This is a genomic window from Aquirufa regiilacus, from assembly GCF_032470275.1.
Classification (GTDB): domain Bacteria; phylum Bacteroidota; class Bacteroidia; order Cytophagales; family Spirosomataceae; genus Aquirufa; species Aquirufa regiilacus.
Window position 1 is genome coordinate 1 of sequence record NZ_JAVNWW010000008.1, and the last position, 21,250, is coordinate 21,250.

The 21,250-nt window shown below is 40.6% G+C and carries 23 protein-coding genes; 8 read left to right on the forward strand and 15 right to left on the reverse strand.

The genetic code is table 11. The features are described from left to right. Window positions 1-91: 91 nt before the first annotated feature. From PQG45_RS11370 to PQG45_RS11420, 11 genes are all read right to left on the reverse strand, one after another. The gene (locus PQG45_RS11370) at window positions 92-358 is read right to left on the reverse strand and encodes a hypothetical protein (protein ID WP_316070881.1); all 267 of its coding nucleotides are present in this window, start codon (window positions 356-358) and stop codon (window positions 92-94) included. A gap of 8 nt (window positions 359-366) precedes the next feature. Then, window positions 367-1,026 (reverse strand): hypothetical protein, encoded by a 660-nt coding sequence (locus PQG45_RS11375; protein ID WP_316070882.1) that lies wholly within the window; start codon window positions 1,024-1,026, stop codon window positions 367-369. Between the two features lie 48 nt (window positions 1,027-1,074). Then, window positions 1,075-2,286, reverse strand: coding sequence for a BaiN/RdsA family NAD(P)/FAD-dependent oxidoreductase (locus PQG45_RS11380; protein WP_316070883.1), 1,212 nt, complete (start codon window positions 2,284-2,286; stop codon window positions 1,075-1,077). A gap of 76 nt (window positions 2,287-2,362) precedes the next feature. After that, the gene (locus PQG45_RS11385) at window positions 2,363-2,560 is read right to left on the reverse strand and encodes a hypothetical protein (RefSeq protein ID WP_316070884.1); all 198 of its coding nucleotides are present in this window, start codon (window positions 2,558-2,560) and stop codon (window positions 2,363-2,365) included. Further along, window positions 2,557-3,570, reverse strand: coding sequence for an endo-1,4-beta-xylanase (locus PQG45_RS11390; RefSeq protein ID WP_315577249.1), 1,014 nt, complete (start codon window positions 3,568-3,570; stop codon window positions 2,557-2,559). Before PQG45_RS11390 ends, PQG45_RS11385 begins: the two co-directional genes overlap by 4 nt. Window positions 3,571-3,617: 47 nt before the next feature. Next, window positions 3,618-4,703, reverse strand: a complete 1,086-nt coding sequence (locus tag PQG45_RS11395) for an alpha/beta hydrolase (protein ID WP_316070885.1) — start codon at window positions 4,701-4,703, stop codon at window positions 3,618-3,620. Between the two features lies 1 nt (window position 4,704). Continuing rightward, entirely contained in the window at window positions 4,705-5,442 is a 738-nt protein-coding gene (locus PQG45_RS11400) for a hypothetical protein (RefSeq protein ID WP_316070886.1), read from the reverse strand. 1 nt (window position 5,443) lies between these two features. After that, window positions 5,444-6,223, reverse strand: coding sequence for a hypothetical protein (locus PQG45_RS11405; protein WP_316070887.1), 780 nt, complete (start codon window positions 6,221-6,223; stop codon window positions 5,444-5,446). A 107-nt stretch (window positions 6,224-6,330) separates the two neighbouring features. Next, window positions 6,331-7,110, reverse strand: coding sequence for a hypothetical protein (locus tag PQG45_RS11410; RefSeq protein WP_316070888.1), 780 nt, complete (start codon window positions 7,108-7,110; stop codon window positions 6,331-6,333). A gap of 10 nt (window positions 7,111-7,120) precedes the next feature. Next, complete coding sequence (locus tag PQG45_RS11415) at window positions 7,121-7,909, reverse strand: hypothetical protein (RefSeq protein WP_315577254.1); 789 nt, start codon at window positions 7,907-7,909, stop codon at window positions 7,121-7,123. Between the two features lie 92 nt (window positions 7,910-8,001). After that, window positions 8,002-8,727 (reverse strand): hypothetical protein, encoded by a 726-nt coding sequence (locus PQG45_RS11420; RefSeq protein ID WP_316070889.1) that lies wholly within the window; start codon window positions 8,725-8,727, stop codon window positions 8,002-8,004. A 138-nt stretch (window positions 8,728-8,865) separates the two neighbouring features. On the opposite strand from PQG45_RS11420, the gene PQG45_RS11425 reads away from it, so the two are divergent. The 6 genes from PQG45_RS11425 (at window position 8,866) to PQG45_RS11450 (ending at window position 15,836) form a co-directional block, all read left to right on the forward strand. Further along, window positions 8,866-10,017, forward strand: a complete 1,152-nt coding sequence (locus PQG45_RS11425; RefSeq protein ID WP_316070890.1) for a helix-turn-helix domain-containing protein — start codon at window positions 8,866-8,868, stop codon at window positions 10,015-10,017. Window positions 10,018-10,145: 128 nt separating this feature from the next. After that, a complete protein-coding gene (locus PQG45_RS11430; protein WP_315577257.1) occupies window positions 10,146-10,886 on the forward strand; it encodes a hypothetical protein in 741 nt (246 codons plus the stop codon). Window positions 10,887-10,890: 4 nt separating this feature from the next. Next, a complete protein-coding gene (locus PQG45_RS11435; RefSeq protein ID WP_316070891.1) occupies window positions 10,891-11,640 on the forward strand; it encodes a hypothetical protein in 750 nt (249 codons plus the stop codon). 5 nt (window positions 11,641-11,645) lie between these two features. Beyond that, a complete protein-coding gene (locus PQG45_RS11440; protein WP_315577259.1) occupies window positions 11,646-12,425 on the forward strand; it encodes a hypothetical protein in 780 nt (259 codons plus the stop codon). Between the two features lie 10 nt (window positions 12,426-12,435). After that, entirely contained in the window at window positions 12,436-14,952 is a 2,517-nt protein-coding gene (locus PQG45_RS11445; protein WP_316070892.1) for a serine hydrolase domain-containing protein, read from the forward strand. Between the two features lie 2 nt (window positions 14,953-14,954). Beyond that, entirely contained in the window at window positions 14,955-15,836 is an 882-nt protein-coding gene (locus PQG45_RS11450) for an alpha/beta fold hydrolase (RefSeq protein WP_316070893.1), read from the forward strand. 46 nt (window positions 15,837-15,882) lie between these two features. On the opposite strand, the gene PQG45_RS11455 is transcribed toward PQG45_RS11450, so the two are convergent. After that, window positions 15,883-16,767: a proline iminopeptidase-family hydrolase gene (locus PQG45_RS11455; protein WP_316070915.1), complete on the reverse strand. Its 885-nt coding sequence runs from the start codon at window positions 16,765-16,767 to the stop codon at window positions 15,883-15,885. 200 nt (window positions 16,768-16,967) lie between these two features. On the opposite strand from PQG45_RS11455, the gene PQG45_RS11460 reads away from it, so the two are divergent. Further along, window positions 16,968-17,621 (forward strand): glycosyltransferase family 2 protein, encoded by a 654-nt coding sequence (locus PQG45_RS11460; RefSeq protein ID WP_316070894.1) that lies wholly within the window; start codon window positions 16,968-16,970, stop codon window positions 17,619-17,621. Next, entirely contained in the window at window positions 17,621-18,361 is a 741-nt protein-coding gene (locus tag PQG45_RS11465; protein WP_316070895.1) for a hypothetical protein, read from the forward strand. Before PQG45_RS11460 ends, PQG45_RS11465 begins: the two co-directional genes overlap by 1 nt. Before the next feature lie 2 nt (window positions 18,362-18,363). Here PQG45_RS11465 and PQG45_RS11470 read toward each other — a convergent pair whose 3' ends face one another. Genes PQG45_RS11470 through PQG45_RS11480 form a run of 3 tightly spaced genes read right to left on the reverse strand, consistent with a single transcriptional unit; the run spans window position 18,364 to window position 21,198 of the window. Next, complete coding sequence (locus PQG45_RS11470; protein WP_316070896.1) at window positions 18,364-19,509, reverse strand: dipeptidase; 1,146 nt, start codon at window positions 19,507-19,509, stop codon at window positions 18,364-18,366. Window positions 19,510-19,519: 10 nt separating this feature from the next. After that, window positions 19,520-20,437 carry a hypothetical protein gene (locus PQG45_RS11475; RefSeq protein ID WP_316070897.1) on the reverse strand — a complete coding sequence of 306 codons (918 nt, stop codon included), beginning with the start codon at window positions 20,435-20,437 and terminating at the stop codon, window positions 19,520-19,522. After that, on the reverse strand, window positions 20,434-21,198 hold the full coding sequence (locus PQG45_RS11480) for a hypothetical protein (protein ID WP_316070898.1): 765 nt from the start codon (window positions 21,196-21,198) through the stop codon (window positions 20,434-20,436). The genes PQG45_RS11475 and PQG45_RS11480 overlap by 4 nt, the downstream gene beginning before the upstream one ends. Between the last annotated feature and the right edge of the window lie 52 nt (window positions 21,199-21,250).

Below are 21,250 nucleotides of genomic sequence, written 5' to 3' on the forward strand. Positions count from 1 at the left end.
CCTTCTTGAAGAATAGCTAAGCGATCCTCCGGACTGAAAATTCTTCTTTCTCTTTTCATAGTTCCCTAATTTAATTGGTTCTAAACTCTTTTTAAAATTTAGTCCAGTCTATTAGGGGGTTAGTACAATCTGTCTTCGTGCATTGAACCTCTTGGTAATCTAAAAGGCCGGTTTTGTCTTGTAAACTAAATTTGATGCACACGTCACTTGAGCCATAAGGAAAGTTGGAAATGGTATTTCCAGGAACATCCAAAGGGTTCGGATTGAGAATGACGGCTTGGTAATTCAATGTTTTGGTCTGTGCCAAACTGCTAAATGCTAGCAATGACACCAATGCGATGCGTATATAGGTCAACATAGGAATGCTTATGGATTGATTTTAACGCCCAACGAAAAGGTTGTTGGGATAATGCGTAAATGATTCACCGGATAATCAGGTTCTTTTACGGAGCTTAGGTATTGGTATTTCACGAAGCCGCTCACAAACTTACTGAGGTGATGTACGAGTGAGATCGAATAACCCCCATAGATCCGAATCTTCGAAAATTGCGGTTGGTCGTCTAAGGGCATGTATTGGTTGGCGATATACTGATTCCCGTTCCACATTTTCGCCACAGAAACGATGCCTTTGATATCCAAGGAAATGGCTTGATTGATCGGGATTTCGGGTCCTATTTCGCCGATAATTCCTAAGTGGTCTGCCTGGTAACTCAAGGCGATACCTTGTGTATTTCCGACGCTGTTGTATTGATTGTAGGTGAAACCAAAGGCGTATTTGATCGTGGGCACGTAGAGCGGATTGTCGTCTTTGTCGAAAGCACCAAATAGCTTGGATACTTTCCACAACACGTTTTCGCGTTTCAGTTGGACATGTAGGCCGGTTGCGGGTTTCAGGTAGTCGACAATGGCGCCGTTGAGATTTTGGTACTGGTATTCGGTGGAGTTACCGCCCACTTCGAACACGAGTTCTTGAGCGTTTGCTTGATTGAGCACGAGGCAAGCAAGCAAGAGTAATAGTATGCGCATGAATGTGTTATAACGTTTTACGAAGATACAAAAATCTGTCAGCTTCGTTTATACACCCGCGTTTTTTCCCGCGATGTATCCTGTTGTCCAGGCAGCTTGAAAATTGAAGCCTCCCGTGATGCCGTCGATGTCGGTCACTTCACCTGCAAAATACAATCCGGGAACGCGTTTAGATTCCATGGATTTGACGTCAATTTCATGGAGATCGATGCCACCTGCGGTCACAAATTCCTCTTTGAAGGTCGTTTTTCCTTGAACTTCGTAGCGGTCGTTGATGAGTGTATTGATGAGTTTATTGGCATGTTTGCCTGCTAGATCTTGCCAACGGGTTTCGGGCTTGATTTCGTTTTTTTCCAATAAGTATATCCACAAGCGATTGGGAATCGGGAAGGGATTGTGGTTTTGAAGCATTTTGGCTCCATGATTTTTTTGGATGGACGTGCATGTTGCTCGGAGGGCTTCCTCTTTCACCTCGTCGAGCCAATTCACCAAGATCGAACAACAGTAGTCCTTTTCGGCTAAGATACGCGCACCCCAGGCAGAGAGCTGAAGTATGGCAGGTCCACTCATCCCCCAGTGGGTGACGAGTAAAGGGCCGATGCCCACGAGTTTTTGCCCTTCAATGCGCACCCGAGCATGTTCGACGACCACGCCCATCAAGGCTTTGATGGGTTCTTTCGGCATGTTGAAGGTAAATAGCGAGGGTACAGGTGGGATGATGTTATGCCCAAAGGATTCAATGGCTGAAAACCAGGTGGATTTCGGTTGGCCTCCCACCGTGATAATCACCCTGTCCGCGACATGTTTACCCTGATTCGTTTCGATCTCAAAGCCTTTGTCGGTTTTTCGGATGCTTTCCACGGAATGACTCGTGTATAATTCAATCCTCAGTTTTCTGGCTTCTTGTAGGAGACAATCGATGATGCTTTGGGATTCGTTGGATAAAGGGAAAATGCAGTTATCGGGATAGGTCTTCAGCGCCACACCGCGCGATTCGAACCAGTTGACGGTATCCTGCGCGTTAAACGTTTCGAATGCTTTTCGTAGGAATTTCTCGCCACGGGGGTAGTTCTCCGATAGTAAACGACTGTTGAAGGTCGCATTTGTTACGTTGCATCGTCCGCCTCCGGAAATTTTCACTTTGCCGAGGAACTTGCTTGTCTTTTCCAGGATGCATACATGTGCATCTGGGAAATGGGATTTGGCAGCAATGGCGGCAAAGAAGCCTGCTGCTCCTCCGCCGATGATGGTGATTTTCAAAGACAAGTGTTTTGACAAAATTAAGACAAATATTTCATGGACAAACCTATTTGTCAGTCGGTTTTATGAATTTTAGTTAATGGTATCGATTCGCATCAATTACTAAACACAAGCCTGCCTGGAAGACAATCAGTGCGCCTGTGCCGTACCAAAACCAATCACCACCTTGCATTTTGGTCATGCCGGCATCGATAGCTAGGGAAAGTCCACTTCCGGTGAGGATAAGGCCGCTAGTCGCTTGAAGGACCCAACGGGTCGTAGATTTTTGTTTCATGGGTATAAAAGGTTTGAGTAAACGGGTTTTCGATGGTACTGATCGTCAAATAGGAGTGGATATTCTTTGGGTCTTTTAAAATATCCCCGAAGCCAAGAGTCCCGATCTCCCACATTCCAAAACGTAATGCCATATTGTTGTTGCTTAGGTATGGCACGATAGGCATTAAAAACAAGATTAAATTTTTGCATTTGTGCCTCCTTTGCAGCTTCGTTGAACACAAATGTTGAGTCGTTTTTGGGATTCACAGCAATATCTAATTCCGAAAAATGGATCGCAAGTCCCGTCGCGGTGGATTGCTCGATGACCCGACGAATATCTTCATTTTTTGCGCTGATATTGATGTGCATTTGTAATCCAAGTCCGTGAATGGGGATTTGGCGTGCTTGTAAGTCTTTGACTAGATTCAGGATAGCTTCCATTTTGTGGGGCTTGCCATCTTGTCCATAATCATTGTAAAACAAAAGTGCGTTCGGGTCAGCTTCATGCGCCCATTGGAAACTTTTGGCGATGTAATCGGGGATATTTTTTGACCAAATGGATGGCCTCAAACTGCCATCGTCTAAAAATGCTTCATTCACGACATCCCAACCACTTACTTGGCCTTGGTAATGTTTGGCAACGGTTTGGATGTGATTTTTTAGCATGTTTTCCCATGCCTGAAGATCCCCTGAAAATGCCAACATCCATGCGGGTACTTGATTATGCCAAACCAAGGTATGGCCATGCATGCGTTTATTATTATCACGAGCAAACTGGATTAGCTCGTCCCCTTTGCTAAAATCGAAGAGTTCGGAATCCGGGTGAATGAGCATCATTTTCATGTGATTTTCGGCGGTGATGCTGTTGAATTCGGATGTGGCTAGGTTTCGATAGGCCTCATTCGTTGATAATAATCTGGGGTTGACAGATGCGCCGATGGGAAATGTATATTGGTCTTTGATGTATCTGTCTTGGCTGTAGGCCATGTAGGTCAGACTCAATAGGAGACAACACAGAATGTTTTTCATGTAAAAGAGGTTTTTGCAAGATAATCATGCCAAACCTTAAAACAGATTTATTTGGAAATATACTTTTCATATTTTAATGGATAAAGCTTTTTATAATAAGCACGCAGCTTTTGCTGTCCGCGTTTATCTTGATTAATGGAATAAAACATATCGAAATATTCGAGTTCGGAAGGGCTAATTTTGAGTGGGGTTTTTAACTTCGCCGACAAGTTTTTATAGTAGCTATTAATGCGCTTTTCCGGGTCAAAATTCGGGTTAACTACTTCGTAATAGGACAATTGATGTGCCCTGAAGATATTGCGAAGGCCATCATAAGCCCCCACAAACGGAACTGACCCGTGGTCATCGTATGGATAATATTGATAACTAAAGGGCATGGATTTGGAGCGGCTTAACTTTTGGCAGAAACGTAAAATGCTTTTTTCGTGGACCGAAAATGCTGCTTTGCTAACTAACACTTTATTCAGATTCGGTTCATTTGTTGTATTGGCTAGGCCAATGAACAAAGATTTGTTCCTTAGTTTTCCTGCTTGAATTGTTTGCAAAACAGTATTTGAAAATCGGCCATTATCGTACCAAAGACTTGGATCTATCACGATGTAATCATCGAATAAATCTGGGTGCTTCTGTAAAACAGACAGCGCAAAGATTCCTCCGAAACTATGGCCAATTAACGCTCGGTAAGGGCTCGTGGGATATTTGGCATTTATGTGCGGAATGATTTCTTTTTCGATGACCTGAGTGAATGCTTCCGCTCCACCTGTTACATCAGCCATGGCTTTGGGTAGCATCGCGGAGGCATTAACCCGATAAGGAGTCAAGTCGCGCGTCCGATTGGTATTGTTAATAAAAACGACAATCATTTTGGGAAATATGCGATTGCTATTTACCTCTGTGAGGTAATGCATCATTCCGGAAATTGCCAAATAATTATCATCTCCATCGAGGACATAAAGGACAGGATATTGTGCTTGTTTTTGGTTTTTGTCTATGATTTCTTTAGGTAGATAAACACGAAAGGTTCTGGACTCATGTAATACATTTGAATAAATTGAATCTAGGACGATGTGGGTTTGTTGGGCTGCCAATAAATGCGAACTCCATACGAGCAGCATGATTAAAAGTGGTTTCATGTTACAAAGCTGTTTTAATGAGTTTGATTAAATCTTGTCCTTCCTTCTTTAATTTCTCCTCAAAATGCATCACCACATAATTGCTTTTATCCATCGCAAAAAACTGGGCCATCATGACATTGATTTTTGCCCGGTCATAGGTCAACAGGGGAGGGTTGCCCTGTGGGATTAAATTTGACGTATAGTTGCTTACGTTGCTGCCTGCATATTTCATGAGGACTTTTACATCAAAGACTTCTGCATTGGCTTTGGAATATTCACGTAAGTAATTCATTTCCCCTTCTTGGAATTTCTCAATCGCCGAAATCGAATTTTCGTAATGTTGGATGGCTTGAATGATTTTGGGATTGTGGATAAGCCGCAATCCTCCTGCATTTTTCATGAGTTGGAATCCCGCATCGGTTCTTTCGAATAAATAGCGGACGTGCAGGCGCCGACCGTTATAATAAAAAGGGCCGGAATCTTTTTTGTATTCGTCTTCGGTAAAGTTTTTAGTGAATTTTTTACTGATGTCGGCGCGAATATTTCGGTAATGTAAATTCGAGTCAACCATCGAAATATCCATTTGGATATCTTTCGCAATTAGGCTCAGGAATTCTTTTTCACGGGCACGTTCGATGAAATGTTCCCGGTAGTTTTCCACGAAGAACCCGAGTGTGACTGCCATGAACAGCATGAAAAACTCGCTGAAATATTCTTTCCAATTCTTAGGTGCGTGATGGGGGTGATGTACTTCCATGTTAGTTTGATTTAGGGAAATTAGACTCAATTAATTTACGTAGTTGGTAACTTTTTGCTTTGTAGGACTTATAATAGCCCGTCTCAGTGACATTCATGAGCCAGTCGCTACCGCGAAGCATATTGGCGGTTTTGTGATTTAAATCTGGCTGATTTGTCTCTAGAAAAAAGGGTTGGCCAGGTGCAGAACTTTGGTTTTTCTCCAACATAGCCATCATTTTACTCCTTGCTAATCCATTCCGATGTGCATCGACATGTGCTAGATTTAAATGATTCACCACCCATGGCTGAATATTGGCATAGAAATATTCCTTTTCGCGGTCCTGTCGGTATTCAATGCGCTTTAATTGCATTTTCAAATCTGAGATAGCTTTTGCCAAGGTGTCGTTTTTAAAATAGCGAAGAGAACCCGAACTAATGATTTGATCTAGATTTGCTTGACGAAATTCAGGATGTCGCCAAATGAAAACACCGCGGATAAAGTGATAATAGAGTGTTGGATCATTGGGTTTTAGGCCTTGTGATTCAATGATTTTTATAGCCTGATTAACCGATTTTCGTTCGATGATTCGGAGTTCTTGGAATTCTTTGAAGTCAACAGAGTCCGCAGCTAGGTCTTTTAATAACGATTGCGCTAATTCTTTTTCGCGTAATCCTTCGATGTAATGTTCGCGCTGGTTTTCCACTAAGAAACCAAGTGTTAGTGCGACAAAAATGACAATGAATTCACTGGCATAATCTTTGAGACTTTTGGGTGGGTGGTGGGGGTGATGTACTTCCATTTGTATTTTTTATTACCTTTCGTTCACTAAATCAACATTGATATGCCTTTAGCACTCATTTTAGGATTGTTGGCCGTAATTATTATTTTTTACCGCCGCCGCAGAGATTAGAAATCGCTTCCGTACGTATCCATTAATAGCTTGTTTAATGCGATGCATTGAGCTTTTAGTTGGCCCAAGTGTCCATTGATGTACCGGGTCGAATTCACGGGTGCGATTCCCAGGTTCACTAATTCATTGATATCTTCTGGTGTATTATGCTGTAACGGTCGTACATGCTTGGGCAATTCAAAACGATTCAAAAAACGTTGTTTTTCAGATCCATTCGGTGAATAGTTTAACAGTTGTTTTTGGTTCATTTCCCAGACGGTATAGGCATCTAGGATACTCCCCGTTTTCATGCGAAAATAGAGTAAGTTTTGGTCCATGCTCTCCTGCAAAGCATCGATGTTCGCAATACGAATTTCGATGAGTTGGATTTGTTTGATGATTTCATCATTTTCAATCAGGCGTAGACCTCCCGCATTTTTCAATTGATCAATACCGTTTTTTGAATGCTGAAAATAGCTTCGCAACGCTAGAGACTTAATTAAATAGTAAAATTGTGGGATGTCTGATTGATACCCTTTAGCATATAAATTAGTTAATTGTAGACCTAGTTTTTGTTTCAAGATGTTGTACTGCACAATTTTGTCAATCTCAGACATATCCCGTTCAAGGTCTAAATGAATGTTTTTTAGGTATTGGATTTCGCGGTGTTTTTCGATCTGATGTTCGCGTAAATTTTCGGCAAAAAATCCGAGCGTTACCGCGGCGAATAACATGATAAATTCGGTGAAATATTCACTGACTTTTTTAGGCGGGTGTGCGTGGTGGTGTACTTCCATGTAGCGTTATTTATTCAAAGTGATAGACGCGTCGTAAGTCGTTCAGTAGTTTGGTATTAATCTCGCGGTATTTTCTCAATTGATTTTGCCGAGTTGATGCGAGTGCGAATCGATAAAATTCAAGTGATTTTCGAAGCGATTTTAAGTAAGCTGGACTAGGTTTGATTTTGGGGAATTCCAGGTAATTCGACGAAGCCAAATATTCTTCTACCAATAGCGTAAGGGATCGCGTGTTTTTTCCATTTTGAGTTAACGCTCGAATCAAATCCATATTTTGAATTTCAATAAAATTAGGAAGCACGAATTGATGATACAAATCCGTCTCACGCTGCATTCGAATGCGTATTTTTTCCTGATCATTGATGATTTTCAAAAGATCTGCTTGTATCGCTTCATCTTTGAAATAGCGTAACATGCCAGAGGATTCCAGCTGGCGCAAAATAGCACTCCTAGGTTCAAACAATATTTGGGAATTCGCATTGACCCCAATGAATTGTGCGGCTTGAATTCGTTTTTGCTGGCTCGGATCATCCACATCCCCTTGGTAATGAAGATAAAGCTCATTGAGATAGGATTCTTTTTTGATTCGGAATGGAATGATCGCACCAAGCTCGATGGAGTCCGCTTGGGTTTCCAAATACAAACTGTGGGCTAATTCTTTTTCGCGTAATCCTTCGATGTAATGTTCGCGCTGGTTTTCAACTAAAAATCCCAAAGTTAATGCGACAAAAATGACGATAAATTCGCTTGTATAGTCCTTGAGGCTTTTGGGTGGATGATGTGGGTGATGTACTTCCATGAATTTGTATATACCTCGAAAAAGTAAACAAAAAAATCAAAATTTAATCTTTTCTAGGATTAAATTTTGATTTTTTGAGAATAAATTATCTTTTATTTAGATGACAAATCAGGCTGAAGTGTCATATAAACGGATTCGTTTTCCACGATGTAATTACGCATGATAGCGATGTCGCGGTCATAAGATCCTTTGCCATAGATTTCCTCGTAGGATGCTTTTAATTTGGATGGTTCATCCATTTCTTTCCAACCGTTCGGGAAGCGGCGAGAGAAAATGAGGCGCGCAGCACCAGAGGTTTGATAAGTTGCGATTTTGATTCCTGCTTTGTCCCAGGCTTTTGGTAAGCGTTTTATTACATCCCAAAACTCAGTAGCCGGCGCATATTTCAATGTTAAGATACTTGAACGAATTTTTGCTGATCGTTCACTTGGATTTGAGTTACTATAATCAGCTTGGTAGGAGATGATTTCACCGCCTGTAACGCTTTCGATGTGTGGAGAAACTTTCAAGTAGAAATCATCAGCAGCTTCCGTGTTTGTGGGTGTTGCCCCTAATTCGTCACGTTTAGCCCAGGACGTACCTATATTGTACAAGGACATGACTTCCCCATGATGACTGCCACCTACGAGATTGAAAATGGCCCATGCGTAGGGAGTACCCGCTTTGCGATATTTTGCTGTGTGATTTTTGAGGGCCTCGTTGAAGGCGCCGCGGTGACCAGGTTTAACTTTATAATATTGGAAATTAGCTGTATTTGCTTGGCCGAAAATCATTGTGGTAAGCAAGCAAAAAATCGAGAGAATAAATAATTTTTTCATATGAATTGGGGTTAAATGATTTGTTTCTGAAAATTAGGCCAAAGAATTCCTGACCCGTATTTTTTTCAGCCATGCTTTGTCTTGTTTTTTGAAAAATTTGTCTAATTTTCAACACATGTCTAACGAAGCGATCATTTAATGTTTGATTTTGTCCCTTATTTGTCGTTTTTGACTAGTGGTTTCGGTCTGTTTTTTATCTGCTATTTGTTGGTGCGTTTCGGAAAATTCCCAAAAGTTTATGGTCTGATTTACATCATCTTCGCTGTCGTTTTTCTTGAGTTTTATATTTATGCATTGACCTCCAAGCATATCTATCACATGCTTTTTATTTTGAGGACTCCGAACATCATTCGGATTTTTTTGCCCGTTGCCCTTTTTCTTTACGTGCGTGGTATGTTGTTGCCCTATAACCAATTAAAAGGTTTGCATTTCCTGCATTTTGTATTTCCAACTTTGTTAACGATCGGTGTAATGCCTGATTTGTTTTTGTCGGCAGCAGAGAAGACTGACATCCTCAATCATTATTATGCGCAGAACAAATACTTTATTACGAGGCCTATGGGTTGGATTCCGGCGGGTTTTGTCCAGCCCGTGTCGATTTTGGTGGGGATTGTGTATGGAATAGCAACGTTGGTTTTGATTTCTTTGACGAAAAAAAGGCAAGGGGCTGATTATGTATTTATTAACAGACAATCATTGGTGTGGCTGAATATGTTGAGTACGGCAGTTACCCTATATTTTGTATTGCAACTGTATCAATATCTCAATTTATTCATCAATAATTCTTTTGATCCTCCATCGCAATTAATAAAATGTGTGATAGGTATCATGTTATTTACCTACTTCATTACAACACCGAACGTACAGGAGAATATGGATGGCTGTATTCTGCCAAAGGGAAAATTGTTTCCTTCGATCCTGGAGATTTACCCGCATTTAATCCCTGAGTTTAAAGTGGATCAAGTTGCGATGAATTTAGACAAGCAAGTTAAAGCATCGAAAGCCTATTTATCAGCCGAATATGATTTGTCGGCCATGGCAAAAGACTTGGAAATACCTATTTCAAAATTTCCAAAGCTGATTAAGAAATATTATGGGGTGTCCTTTGTCGAATTCCTCAATCGTTTGCGTATTCATCATTTTTTGGAACAGCGGTCATTTTTTGACCAATTTACCTTAGAGACCTACATGTACCAAAGTGGATTTTCGAATCGGTCCACTTTCTATGCGGCTTTCAAAAAATATGTGGGGGTGAACCCCAGTTTTTATTTGAAGGAAATGGCTAATTGAACAGTTTTTTTGGACAAGAATAGTTGATTTCTAGACAAATTTCTCGGGCTTTCCACTTCGTATTTTATCCGTTTTAGTCAACTTGTAGGTTAATAACAGATATCCTATCAAGCCTTTCAAGATTACTTATGGAAGTACACCACGGGCACCATACGCCTAAAAATTGGAAAGAATATGTGATCGAGTTTTTAATGCTATTTACAGCTGTAACGCTTGGTTTTTTTGCCGAGAATGTCCGGGAGCATTACATCGAATCGCACCGGGAAAGCCAATACATGGAATCCTTAATGGCTGATTTAAAAATTGATCAAACCAATCTGCAAAATTCGATTCCCTATCAAGAAAAAAGAGTTGAAGCGATGGATTCTCTATTTGCTTTTTTTAAAAATCAGCCTAATGCTACGCAAGTTCCCGTTTCTGTCGTAAGGCATTTCAAAAGAGCTTCTTGGGAAATCAATTCATTTCGTAACACAACAACGATAAGCCAGTTGAAAAACTCAGGCGGATTGCGGCTCATTCAAAATAAAAAAGTGGCAGATTCCATTGATGTATACGACATGCGTTGGATTAGAATCGAAGTGTCAAATAATCGCTTTGTGACAAATTCGCGCGACATCTATTTATTGGAAGAGAAAATTCTGGATGCCTTTAATTCACTCGATGCTTACATCAAAAATAACGGATATGACAATCAAGATAATATTCCCAAAGAAGGTTTTGTTAAAATAAATCGAGAACATTTAAGTGAATATTTAAACCTGTTGGCTCGACAGCAAACGGTAACCCGCCAAGATATCAGATCATATAAGCGTGCGTTGAAGACAACGGAAAATTTAATCAAATTAATTAAAAGCGAGTATAAACTTTAGCTGCATGGAAGTACATCACCATGGGCATACGCCCAAAAAAGTAAGCGAATATTTTACTGAATTTATCATGCTTTTTGCAGCCGTTACACTCGGATTTTTTGCCGAGAACTTACGCGAGCATGCAATCGAAAAAGATCGCGAAGTCGAGTTTATCCAAATTGTGCATGAAGACTTATTAAACGACATTAAGGATTTAGATACCATTTCGTCCATTTACCAGTCGCGCATGAAGCGAGAAGATACGCTGTTGAATCTGTTAAGCCACCCTGACTATAAACAGACAAATGATCTGTATTATTTGGCTAGATTAAATTCGATTCGCGTGTTTTTTCATCATTCGAAGAATGGATTCCAACAACTTAAAAATGCAGGAGGCTTGCGCTTGATTGAAAATATTGAGGTGATTAAGAAGATTCAAGCTTACGAAAATGATGTGGATAAAATGGATGAGTTACAAAATCTCACCGAGCAGTTATTGATGAATTATCGGGAAAAAATGGCAACTATTTTTGATGGACGAGTATTTAAAAACATGATGGTCAATGCGAGTTCGAGAATCATTGAAGAGCGTTTTGCGCGACCGCTTAATAACCCTGCTTTAATTAATAAAAGTCCCACTGAGCTGAATGAGTTTTTAATAAAGACTTTGTATGTGCACAACAATAATTTAATGATTGCGAGTAGGTGTAAAGATTTGAAGAGCGTCGCGTTGGAACTAGATGAATTGTTAGTCAAAACCTATCATTTAAATTAAAACGAATGGAAGTACATCACCACGGGCACACCCCTAAAAAGTGGACCGATTACATCACTGAATTTGTTATGTTATTTGCTGCGGTTACGCTCGGTTTTTTGGCTGAAAATTTTCGAGAACATCAGATTGAAAATCATCGCGCCAAAGAATACCTTGAATTATTCAAGATGGAAATTAAGCGAAATAATAACGCAATTGATTCCGTTTTGAAATTTGGAACCCCTGTTTTAATCCAAAACGAAAAGCTTTACTTTTCGCTATTTTCAGACAAAAACATTTCAAACGAGACGATTGCAAAATCCATGGATTTAATGGTTTATCGTTTTTCGAATGATAAACGGATTTTCGAATTAATGAAAAATTCAGGCTCTTTGCGTTACATCAAAGACAAAAAGCTCATTGAAGAAATAAATGCCTACGAAACAGATGCTGATTTTGCTGAATTCAGAACCTTTGATCAAGAAAGTTCTGCGGGTAAATTATTTTGGGATTTTTTGGTCCAAAAGATGCCACCTGCGCTGTTGATGAAATGGTTAAATCGACCCGATCTTGATTATATTTCGAGTCTATCTCCGGCTTATGCTGGGTTGTATGCAGCGAACCAACAAGCTATTGAGGCCGATTTGAAAAATGTGCAGCTGCCTGAGGATGTGAAAATTGTCTTGATGAAATATTTAATGAACAAATGTACTATACAAAAATTGAGTATATTAAACCTTAAAATAATCAAGGAAAAATCCGATCCGCTATTATCTCATATCGATACCTATTTAGCTAACAATTAATTCCAATTTTATGAAATTACTACGTCCCATTTTCCTGCTGCTGTTTTGCGCCCATGTGGTATTTGCGCAAAAATTTGGAGCACTTGATCTGTTTTTGAAAAATGAAGTTCAAGCCAATAAATTAAAAGGAGTTCATGGCCTCGTTTACCATAAGAACAAGGTGGTGTTTAATCAATTTTATGGGAATCGAGATGCCGACAATAATATTCCGATGACAGGAAAAGAAATTTATTATTTGCAATCGATGTCGAAGCCCGTCATCACGGTCGCACTGATGACGCTCTTTGAACAAGGTAAATTCACCTTGGATGATCCTGTTGAAAACTACCTCCCAGAATTCAAAAATCTCAGCGTTGTTCAAGATGTCAACAAAGGGATGGCAAGTAGTAGGGAGCCGGCGACAAGTAAAATGACGATCCGACAATTAATTAGTCACACCTCTGGAATGTCGCATGGAATTACGCTGGTGAAGATGGATCGGGATATTTGGAATTCAATTGTATTTGATCAGCAGCTGACAACAATTGAAAAGAGAGTGGCGGCACTGGCTAAAATTCCTTTATCCTACCAGCCTGGAACCAAGTGGAATTACTCGTTTGGGCCGGATGTAGCATCTCGATTGATCGAAGTATTGACTGGGGAGACTACGGATGCCTATTTGAAGAAGACTATTTTTAAGCCCTTAGGGATGAAGGATATGGGGTATAATTTAAGTGTGGAGCAAGAAAAACGGGCGATGATTGTGTATGATTTTGAAAATGGAAAAAATTTAGTTCGTTCCAAAATGCAACCTCAAAGCAAAGATGTGACCGTTTTTGCAGGCGTAAATGCTTTGTGGGGCACGATGGAGGATTATTTGACTTTCGCAAAAATGTTGTATCAAGGGGGAACGTTGCGAGGGAAGCGCATTCTAAAAAAGGAGACATTGGACTTGATGCAAATGGATGTTACGGGTGAAATTGCACGTAAGCCAGATCAAAATTCGCGCATCTATAAAATAGCCAATGGCATTTCATTAGATGAGGATGGAAGTACGAACTTAGAACCTGGTTATGGATTTGGCTTGGGCTTTGGGATTTTAACAAATCCCATGGTCGCAAATAAACCGAATGTTTCCGCAGGCGAATATTTCTGGAGTGGTGCCAATTCTACCCACTTTTTCATCAATCCGAAAGATGAGGTAATCGGAATTTTCATGACGCAAATAGGTTCATTAGGTTCACCAAATCCCTATCAATTTTATTTTGGCGATGAGTTTAGAAAAGGGGTGTATGCTGGAATAAAGAACGAAGTACCTAAAATCGTAACGACTGATATAGCAAAGCCAGCGGAGGTGAAAGCCTTAGGCTTTGATCAAAAAGTATTGGATGATTTCCAAAATGAGGTCTCCAAAAGTATCCAACAAAAAGAGATAGCTGGCGCAGTTACTTTAATTGCACGCAAGGGTAAAATTGTTCATTTTGAGGCCCAAGGTGAATCGCAAATGGAAACGCATATCCCGATGCAAAAAGACGCCATTTTTCGTTTGGCATCCATGACGAAACCCATAGCTACGCTAGCTCTGTTGCTATTAATGGAAGACGGTAAATGTAAACCGAATGATTCCGTGAGTAAGTACTTGCCAGAGTTCGCGTCCCAACAAATCATGCTATCAAAAGATAGTGTAGATGGCATGTGGCTATATAAAACGCGCGCGGCGACAAAACCGATGTTGATTCGTCATGTATTGACACATACAACAGGCCAACCGAGTGCTTATGGTGGCAATATGCCCGAGGCTTATGCGGCGATTACCAAAAACGCCTATTCAAGTGACATTGAAAATTATGTGAAGAAATTAGCCAAATTACCTTTAAGCCATGAGCCGGGTGAGGGTTGGATTTACGGCCCTGGTCTATTGGTTGCGGGTCGTGTAGTAGAAGTTATTAGTGGGATGCCTTTCCAAGATTTTGTGCAGAAAAGAATTTTAGATCCCTTGGGGATGAAGGATACGCATTTTTTCTTGGAGCCAAAGGACGCGCCGAGGTTCACTTCGTATTATCAGCCAGATGTAAAAGGGGGATTGGCATTGATTGATCCTGGATCTGAAAAGAGTATACGTATTAGGGGCTCAAAAACGTATTATTCGGGCTCAGGTGGATTAAACTCAACGGCAATTGATTATTTTAAATTTAGCCAAATGATCCTTCAAGATGGGGAATTAAATGGGGTTCGTATCGCGAAACCGTCAACGATAGCGATGATGAAAACAGATCAAACGCCGTTGAATTTAGAGGCGGCGATTACGCCAACAGATGATTTGAAGAATAATGGCTTTACGTTTGGCTATGCGATTAAACGGAAGGATATTGGTAATGACCCAAGGCCAGCGGGGACCATCTATTGGAGTGGTGCTACGGGTCCAATATTCTTCATTGATCCGTCACATGAGATGATCGCCATGGTTTTGTATCAACGTCCATCTACTTCGCCAATAAAAATTCGGACGGATTTTAAGTCTTGGGTCATGAAAAGTTTAATCAAATAAATATGAAAGCATTCATTTTTTCGATTTTAGTTTGTTGGGCTGCAGTCGCACACGCGCAGATTCGGTATGGTTCAAATCCAGCTGTGGGCAAACGCATCCAAGTAGGTGACATCTCCATGTACTATGAAACCTACGGTAAAGGGGAGCCCTTGATTCTCTTGCATGGCGGCTATGGCTCTATTGAAACAATGGGAGGAATGATTGCTGCATTCTCAAAAAAATATCAAGTCTTAGCGGTCGATTCTCGCTCCCAAGGCAGAACCACTGATAGTGATGCGAAAGAATTAACCTATGCGCAAATGGCGCTTGATGTCAATGGCTTGATGGATTTATTACAAATTAAGAAAGCTAAATTCGTAGGCTGGAGCGATGGGGGAGATATTGCGTTAGAATTAGCCTTGATTCATCCTGAGAAAATGGATAAAGCGGTCATCATGGGGGCTAATTTTTTAGGGGAATCGAAGGGAGTAGCATTGACAATGGATACGACTTGGAAAATGAATTCCACAGATCCCCTATTTGCCAAAACCCGAAAGCCGCTTGCACAGTATTTTTCTACTTATGAGCGTTTGGCTCCAGATAAAACTAAGATTGCGGCCTCTAAAAAGAAAGTGGCGGATAATGCGTTTAATAATCCCAACATCAGCTTGGTTCAATTAAATTCTATTCAGGTACCATTTTTAGTGATGGCTGGAGATCATGATATGTTCACAATCGATCATACAATTGCCTTGTACAAGAATCTTCCTCGGGCTTCTCTTTATATAGTACCTGATGCTACGCATATCTCCCCTTTTGAAGAGCCAGAATTAGTCCATTCAGAGATTTTACGGTATCTGGCTAAACCCTATCGGAAGTTGGATGCCTTGTATTTTTGGAGATAAAAAAAAGCCACCCCTCTCGAGGCGGCCTCCTACTGAATAAGGGAGATTATTCCCCATCCACCTTCTTAATGAACGAAATGACACCGTTCATGTAGACTTTTTGGTCGTCCCACATGGCTAAGTGGCTGCCGTTAGGGCAGTATAAATAGGATCCTTTTTGGACTAATTGACTTTGTTTTTCCATTGCTTTAGGGTCCATGGTGTCGTATTTTGCCCCGATCATCAACGTAGGAACATAGAGTTCTTTTAAGCGATTTTTGATATCCCATTTTTCCAAAAGTCCGCTAATTCCGAACTCACTCGGACCTTGCATTCTCACATAAATCGAACTGTTTCCGTGTTTAAATGATCGATTTACCGCATCTGGCCATTCTTGTAAGCGGCAAATATGTTCTTTGTAGAAGTTCGGAATCAATAATTCTATATAACGCGGATTGTTAAAATCCTTTTTTGCTTCGATCGCCCTTACTTCCGCTAGGACTTTAGGGTCCATCTGTTTGGCCAAAACCTCCTCCGCATATTTTCCATATTCTGGAGCGCTTGCTACCATGTTTGAGACCAAAAGTCCCTTCATATTCTTCTGGTATTTCAGCGCATATTCCATGCCTAAAATGCCGCCCCATGAATTCCCAATGATGTAAAAGTTCGACGAATCTGCACCGATGGCCTTGCGTACTTGTTCTACCTCTTCTACGAATCGCTCCGTTTTCCAAAGTGTCGAATCCGTCGGTTGGTCACTATAATACGAGCCTAGTTGATCGTATTCGTAGAATTCGAAGCCCTCTCTTTGGAAAAAAGTCTCAAAACATTCCATGTATTCGTGCGTCATCGCCGGGCCGCCGTGTAATAAGAGAATTTTGATCTTAGGATTAGTGCCAAAACGCTTCGTCCACACCTTGAAGGTACCGGCAGGTGTTTGAATGGGAATCATTTTCACTCAACCAGCTTCTAAACTGCCTGAATAAGAGAAGTAGTTAGCAACCGTTTCTCCACTTTTCGTGCAGGAGGACAGGGTGAAAATGAAAAAGGCTAGTAGTAGGAGTTTGTTCATCGTTTTTTTTCTTAAACATAGTATTATTTGATTAAATTTGCTCCCCTAAAGCCTATATTGGTGGAATTTGATTTGATTTCATGTCTAAGCATGTAAAGATTTCCGTGTTAATGGCGGTATACAATACCGACTTTCAATTAACAAAAAGAGCCATAGATTCTGTTTTGCAACAAGATTTTCAAGATTTTGAGCTAATCATCATCGACGATGGCAGTACCGAAAATGACCGTAAAGCCTTGTTGGAGTACGTAGAAGCCCACGAAGAAAAAATCGTTTACATCCGGCATCGTAACCGCGGACAAGCGGAATCGATCAATCGGGGAATATTGAATAGTGTGGGAGAATTTATCACGATTCTTGATAGTGATGATGCATACAAACCGTTCCATTTAAGTACCTGTTTGATGGAGGTGGAAAATGTGGATTTAATTTGTTCGACGGCGGAGGCGGTGGTGGATTCCCTGGATGACTATTATGTTCCGGATAAAAATGACCTTACCAAAACGATACATTTAGATGATGCGGTGCTTTTTGGAACCTTGTTTGGCCATCAAAAAGTGTTTAAAAGCATAGACTTCAAGGGTGGTTTTTCGGCTGATTCAGCCTTTTACGAACGTGCCGAGATTCAGTTCAAAACGAAGAAGGTATTCCAGCGATCTTATATCTATTACCGAAATAATCCGAACAGCACCTGTGCTTTATTGAAGCAAGAACTCCTGTTGAACGCCAATTAATGAAGCCTCACCTTGTTTTAGCTTGTCACATTACGGGTGTGTACGATGTGAATCGGAACACGACCTTAGCCGATGATTCCTATGAACTCGTTCGGGCATGGGCGGAATCCGTCGCGGATGCCAAATTACAAGGGATTATTTTTCACAATAGTTTCTCCGAGGAAACCTGTGCACGGTATCAAAATGCGTACATTTCCTTTGTTCGGATTACGTACAATCCGGCTTTTAATCCGAATGTCTATCGGTATTTTGTTTACCGGGACTTTTTAGCGCAATACAAAGGTGCGATTCAGGGGGTATTTGTGACCGATGTGTCGGATGTGACCCTAGCTCAAAACCCTTTTATTCACCCGCTGTTTACCGCGAATCCAGGTGCCCTTTTCTGTGGGGATGAACCGAAAACCTTGCACAATGAGTGGATGCTGGCGCATGCGGAGCATTTGCGAGGCCAAATTTCGGATTACAGCGCTTACGAAGCGCGCTTTGCCTCCGAATCGCTCTTGAATTGTGGTGTTTTTGGCGGAGCCTTTCCTGTGTTTTATGATTTTTTACAGCAATTGTGTGCCTTGCATTCAACCTATAATCATAGTAACACAACGGCTTATACGGGCGACATGGGTGCCTTTAATTACCTAGCAAGAACCCGATTTAATGCTCAACTGCAGCACGGGGTCCCCGTGAATACAATCTTCAAAGCTTACGAAAATGAGCGGATGGATTGTTGGTTTCGGCATAAATAAGTCTAATGATTTGCCTGATAAACCCTCAGAAAATTCCCGCCTAAAACCTTGCTAATATCTTTGTTCGAATAACCTCGTGCGATAAGTGCCTGGGTAAAAACAGGGTAATCCAATACTGTTTTTAATTGCTTTGGCGCGGAATTAATTCCATCGAAATCTGAGCCTAATCCCACATGATCCACCCCAATAAGCTTGACGATGTGATCAAAATGCTTCATTAATTGCTCTAAATCTGGTTTAATGGCATCGCTTTCTGCTGCGTATTTATCTCCAATCAAGTTAAACGCATATTCCATTTGCATGCCTGCGCCAACTAATGAATCAATCTCAGAGCTATGCTTTTTACGAAATGCTTCATCTTTTTGCCAAAAATCGATATCCACAAAAGCCGAGTAAAAGTTTAAATGGATCACTCCGCCATTTTTTCCAATCGCTATAATTTGCTCATCTTTCAAGTTTCTAGAAACGGGACAAACACTATAAGCGTTGCTATGAGAAGCTATAATTGGTTTCGTAGTTGTGTTTATTACATCCCAAAACGTCGCCTCACCCACATGTGAAACATCTACTAACATGCCCATTTGGTTCATTTTTTTGACAACTTTTTTGCCAAAGTCATTCAACCCTTTGTGTCCCTTAAAGCTGGGATTCTTTTCATCCGCATGTGAACTCGCCCAGCTCGGTGAATTGTTCCAAGTCAACGTCATATACTGCACTCCTCGGTTATAAAAGGTCTCTAATTTCTGTAGATCATTCTCGATCATATGACCACCTTCCACTCCGAATTGCGCTACTAATTTTTGCTCTTTTAAGGCGCGCTGGATGTCTTTCCAGGTTTTAGCAATCACTAACTTATCCGAATTTCTGGCTGCCACCGCATACAAACTGTCCATCTCCCGCATCGCCCACACATATGGATTCGCTTTCTCCCCATCACACCAAACAGAAAATAATTGATAATCCACACCGCCCTTTTTAAAACGGGCTAAATCTGAATGATTAATTCCTGTCAAATCCTGATCTAGTGAAACGTTCTTTTCGATACATGCGGTTAAACAGTCGTTGTGCGTATCCACTAGAATCGATTTGAAATGGATATCTTGGGCGAAGGTGGAGAAAGAGAGGAGGAGGAATAAAAGGTGTTTCATGGGGTGTTTTTTAGTTAGATAGCCAATGTAACGTGTTCAATACGAACTGTTTCCAGTTATGATCCGTTACTTGCATGCCCGCAAAGAATTTTTTCCCAGCACCCATGTTGATGTACATGGCTGTAAATCCATTGCAATCTCCTAAAGCCACTAATTTGCCTTTTCCTACTTTGCCCACTAAACCTTGTGATGTGGCACTGCCGGAAGGATTAATGCCGCTCCAGCGTTTGATTTCAGAGGACGGTGAAAGCGTAAAAAGCGAAGTGTACTCAGGGCCAGTTAGGCCGCTGCCGCCATAAGTGACGATGGCATTAATTTGCTCGCCGGCTTGTTCGCCTTTGGTGATGGGATGTTCCGTATTTAGCAATCCGTTTTCTTTATTGAATTTTAAAAGTGTTTGAAAACCCTTCATTGGTATCGTTTTGTCGCAATTCAAAGAATCCCAAACAATCCCGATACTGGACTGAATCCCAAATTTGTTCAACACAGGCGTCATTGATTTGTCAATGGGCGCATGCTCGCTCAATAATAGTAAAGATCCACCATTATTCACCCAATCATGTAAGGCATCAATCTCAGCAGGAGTGAAGGTGGATTCCGTGGTGACCTCTTTTTTCGATCCAAACGTGAATGGCATAGCAGGGGTAATAACGACTATTTTGTAGTTCGATAAATATGCTTTTGTAAATAAAGAAGAATCGATGCTAGGCCTGTATCCATCAGCCGTGGCCACATCTACTAAAGGCTTCGCTAAACCCATTTCAACAATGAAATTGTGGTGAGCTGCATCGATAAGGAGGGCAGGGCCTTTGCCTTTTTTGAATTTTGGACGTTTTACACTCGCATCAAAGGTGCTGTCATTTACCATTTGTGCATTCATCGAAAATGCCGCTGCACAACATAAAAAGAGGATTTTTAGGTAGTTCATTTGATTTCGGCTCTTAGTAATTTGATTAGGGTATCATTACTTTTTTTAGCTTGTCTTAGGCTAGTTCGGTACACAAAAATGTAGTTGTAGTATTTTTGGACTTCATAAATAAAGTCATCTGATTGTAGTAATGCTTTCGTTTTAGGAAGGCTCAAGATGAAATTTTCAAAAAAAACTGGATTGTTCATTTCATAAGTTGTTTGAAACTGATTTTTATCCCTGATAAGCGATCCTAAGCCAATTGGTAATTGATTATTGAAATTGTTACCAATTTGGTCAAAAAATTCGTTCAGTGATTGAATCGCTTTAAAGTCAACTTCGTAGTAAATCGATAAGGTATGTTTTAGTTCACTTTCCTCTAATGACGTGAACAGGCCACTAGATTGCATGTTTTTAAACGAACTATTATTCATGTATAGAGTGCTGGTTCTAGCGAAAAACTCAGGTATAACTTTTATTGAATCAATAAATTGGGCCTGACTTATTCTATTGGTTTTAGATAAGTATAGAATGTGATTGACCTTATTAAATTTTTCAATCATTTTATCCCCAGAAGTAAGAACCTTCGCTATTTCAGATGAATCTGCTTGCAGATCTTTCAGAATAGCTATTTTATTCAGTTCGATCCGATGCTCGATCACCTGATGTTCTCGGTAATTCTCCGCTAAAAATCCAAGAGTTACAGCCGCAAAAAGCATGATAAATTCGGTAACGTATTCTTTCCACTTTTTGGGGTGATGGGAATGGTGGTGTACTTCCATGGTAGTTTAATAAGATAAGTTTCCTTGAAATTATCAGTTTTAATTGGTTACG